The sequence below is a fragment of the Pseudoalteromonas arctica genome (assembly GCF_012927645.1).
Lineage (GTDB): Bacteria > Pseudomonadota > Gammaproteobacteria > Enterobacterales > Alteromonadaceae > Pseudoalteromonas > Pseudoalteromonas arctica_A.
Genome location: NZ_JABBMT010000064.1, coordinates 1 through 3,818, shown reverse-complemented (window position 1 = coordinate 3,818; position 3,818 = coordinate 1). Strand labels below are relative to the sequence as shown.

Annotated in this window: 3 protein-coding genes; all 3 read left to right on the top strand. The window is 38.7% G+C overall.

Annotated features, from left to right (window positions below; all coding sequences use genetic code 11):
* The first annotated feature begins 802 nt into the window (after window positions 1-802).
* The 3 genes from ltrA to HHO47_RS18705 all read left to right on the top strand — a co-directional run bounded on the left by ltrA (window position 803) and on the right by HHO47_RS18705 (window position 3,627).
* Window positions 803-2,131 (top strand): group II intron reverse transcriptase/maturase, encoded by a 1,329-nt coding sequence (ltrA, locus tag HHO47_RS18715; protein ID WP_169021660.1) that lies wholly within the window; start codon window positions 803-805, stop codon window positions 2,129-2,131.
* Window positions 2,132-2,322: 191 nt separating this feature from the next.
* Window positions 2,323-2,832, top strand: a complete 510-nt coding sequence (locus HHO47_RS18710) for a hypothetical protein (protein WP_169021659.1) — start codon at window positions 2,323-2,325, stop codon at window positions 2,830-2,832.
* A 120-nt stretch (window positions 2,833-2,952) separates the two neighbouring features.
* On the top strand, window positions 2,953-3,627 hold the full coding sequence (locus HHO47_RS18705; protein WP_169021658.1) for a hypothetical protein: 675 nt from the start codon (window positions 2,953-2,955) through the stop codon (window positions 3,625-3,627).
* Window positions 3,628-3,818 lie beyond the last annotated feature (191 nt).

The window sequence follows — 3,818 nt, the reverse complement described above, 5'->3', positions numbered from 1 at the left end:
AACATAGACTGAAGACAGGTGCCACGACGAACTAAGTAAGGTCTGCTCTGTTACTAGAAATAGTAATAACCAACGAATATCAGCAAGATAACCGACGACATTACTTGCTTCATCCTATGTATTAACTCGCTCTAATTCGAGCTGAAGTAATTATGGCTTAAAAAGTTAGGCAAGGATCAGTGCGTTTAACTTGACAGTGGGAGTCATACCAACGCCCCAAGCAGGGGATTTTGTGAGCGTTTTTCAGCGAGTAAAATTCCCGCTGACTTGGCTTGGTACGCCCAGCATGGGCATGAACTAATGAGGTGAAAGTCCTCTGTAGGAAGATCACCGTTTAATGAGTTTTATTAAACGCTAACTACTAGCGAATGGCAAGGGCTTTTCTGTGAGGAATGGTCTGAAGGAAGCCGCTAGCCCTCTCTATTAGTAAAAAGGCGAGCTGATGAACAAAAACATCATATGAGGCGTAGACTAGAGGTGAGTTAGCCAAGCATAACGAAACCATGTGATCTAATGGTCACCGTAAATGATGCAGCAGTGCAAAGAAAGTACATGCTCTTATCTGGGGAGATCTGCCTAACACGCAATCGGCATTAAACCAGTAAGGCTCTGGTTAATAAGTGCCTTGGCTTCGTTGAATGCATCGACGACGAAGAGCGAATGAGATGTAAACCGATAGCGCCAATGATGGTAACGTCATTGGTGATTAAGCAGAAGTCAGCAGACGGCATAGTAGCCAAATACCCATCGTAATGGTTGGGACACGGTGAAGGCCTGAACATTAACTTAAGGAGGAACATTTATGCATTTGAATACATCAATATTACCGTCAAGTAATGATGTTATTGAGCATGGCATATCAACCCCAGCCTTACATGAAAATCTCATCGAAAAACTGTTAAGCCCTGCTAATTTGGATAGTGCTTGGAAACGAGTCAAAGCCAACAAAGGTAGTGCAGGTATTGATGGGATGACGATAGATGATTTTCCCGCCTTTGCTAACGTAAACTGGGAGCACATCAAAATACAAATAGCTCAAGGAACATACCGACCTAGCCCCGTGCTACGGGTCAACATTCCCAAGCCTGATGGTGGCATGCGAAAACTGGGTATTCCTAGTGTACTCGATAGGTTTATCCAACAAGCAATCCACCAAGTACTCAATCCACTATTCGACCCGCATTTTTCACCTTACAGCTATGGTTTTCGCCCAAACTGCAATGCAGCACAAGCGGTAACACATTTGCAAACAGGTATTAAATCGGGTCGTAAAATAGCCATTGATATTGACTTATCTAAATTCTTTGACCGAGTTAATCATGATTTACTTATGCATAAACTCGGTTTAAAAATAAAAGATAAAGTATTGATGAAACTGATTGGGCGGTACTTACGCGCAAGAATTGTTGAACACGGTAAGCGAGTAAAACCAACCCAAGGCGTACCACAAGGTGGGCCATTGTCACCCTTGCTCTCCAACATCATGCTTGATGAGCTTGATAAAACGTTAGAAAAACGAGGACACCACTTCGCCCGTTATGCGGACGACTTCACCATTTTGGTGAAAAGTAAGCGAGCAGGCGAACGCGTTTTAACGAGTATTAGCTTGTTTATAAAGCAAACCCTTAAACTCATCGTTAACGAAAAGAAAAGTCGTGTAGGCGCGGTAAAAGAGACCAAGTTTTTAGGTTTTGGTTTCAAATACGGGCGCATTAAAATACATGACAATTCATTGCAGCGTTTTAAATACCGTGTGCGAGAGTTAACTAACAGAAATTGGGGCATTGCTATGAGCAAGCAAATTGCGAGCCTTAACCGATACCTTCGAGGATGGGGAAACTATTTCCTCATCGCCAACGGCTATCAGTTATGTGTCGATTTAGATCAATGGATCCGCCGAAGAATACGAATGTGTTATTGGCGACAATGGCGCAAGCCAAGAACCAAAGTGAATAATCTATTAAAACGGGGTGTTCCATTAGCGCTAGCGGTGAGCTGTGGGTCGACAAGAAAAGGGGTATGGCGAAGTGCGAAAACCAAAGGAATAAATTTGGCATTAAGCAACGAGTATTTAGCCAATGCAGGTTTATTGTCACTTAGGAATATTTGGGTCAAAATCCGTCATGGTTAATGAACCGCCCTGTGCGGAGCCGCATGCAGGGTGGTGTGGGGGCTGGAGGGTAGAAACCTCCGGCTACCCGATTTAGCTGTTGATTACACCCAAACATAGAGTATTTACTTTAATATAAATATGGGATAGAGGTATTTCGCTATGAACATTCATAGCTTTTTACAAACTAACTGAATAAAGGATTTTAAGTTATGAAATATTTACATTTACTCCCTGCAACAATGTTTGTTGTCGCTGCAAGTTTTTCTTTCAATGCAATCAGTGCTGATACTTCGGTTACAGAGCCATCTTCGATTCAAGTACAAGAGCCACATGATCAAGTTGCATCATTGAATTCTATTCTTGACTTTGAAGAAGCTGCTAAAAATGAGCAAACAACCAGTGCATATGAACGTTGTAGCCCTACAATTTATACTAGATACACTAGTCTTAAATTGGAGCAGACTCGAACTATTGCAAGCTTTACTTATGATGGTGGTAATTGCCGTAGATACGGTTTTGCAATTTTAAGAAACTATGACGGACATGATTTCAAAGTGACTTTGGTTGATAGCAATGGAGATAGAGTTGCTGGCGGATATAGCGTAGCAGTTTCCACTTCTATTTTTAATGCAGGTACTTATTATTGGGAAGTTGAAAATAAAACAACAACTGGATCCACTTATGGTGGAATTACTTATGAAGTAAGATCTGGTGGCTAGTTAAACTTTATATTAACGACTCAGCCTTATGAGTCGTTAATATAAAACGATCTAAAATAAAATCTTAAGTTTTATAAAATTATACCGATAAAAGAAAACTACACATGAAAAAGGGTTTTTATGAAAATCAGCACCAATTTGCCACCTATTTTATTTGAAAGTAAAGTATCTACTTTTACAAACAGTGATGATGAAAAAATAAAAAGCTTTTCTACTAAAACAAGCGAAAGTGGCTTAAAAATTAATATAAACACAACTCACCTTGATCCTAAGGTTAAAGAAAAAAAAGACAATAATGCTTTTGATTCATCAATAATTGAGGGAAGTGCATATGAAAAAATATTTAAAAAAGAAGAGCTCGATTTTTCTAATATGAGTATAAAAGAACTTCATAGTATTGTTAAAAATGTGAATGAAATGGAACGAGAATACGCACAAAAATACGATAATGATGAACCAGTTAGGTTGGGTAAGTCAGGAAATCCCATAATATCCCAAAAAAGAGAAGATATGAATAGTTTAGAGTCTAAACTTAGGATCCTTTCTTATGGTAGAGGGGATGTAGATCCTGATAAAAAAATTAATGTGATAGAGTATTTTTCTAACAGTTCAGAGAAATTAGATGGACTTGCTAAAGAATATCCTGAACGTCAGACTTATCAAGTAAGAGCCTCTTACATGAAAGACATTATTAATACGTTTGATAAATTTATATCCGATGATACTTTTGATTTATATCAAGAAAAGGCTGCTTTATTGTTAACCGACAAAAAGAAAATCGATGTTTTAATTTGAAAAAAGCCTAGAGCATAACAAAACAGCTAACGAATGATATGGACTCCCCTTACCAAACGGCATTTATGTGCCATATTGAAAGGTGTTAAAAACATTCAATAAAAGGAGAGTCCATATGTATCCAATTAAAGCACTTGGCATCGATTTAGCCAAATTAGTTTTTAGTATTCATGGTGTTGACGAACATAGCA

Coding starts and splice junctions, on each gene's coding strand:
- ltrA (WP_169021660.1), top strand. CDS start 803: ATGCATTTGAATACATCAATATTACCGTCAAGTAATGATGTTATTGAG.
- HHO47_RS18705 (WP_169021658.1), top strand. CDS start 2,953: ATGAAAATCAGCACCAATTTGCCACCTATTTTATTTGAAAGTAAAGTA.
- HHO47_RS18710 (WP_169021659.1), top strand. CDS start 2,323: ATGAAATATTTACATTTACTCCCTGCAACAATGTTTGTTGTCGCTGCA.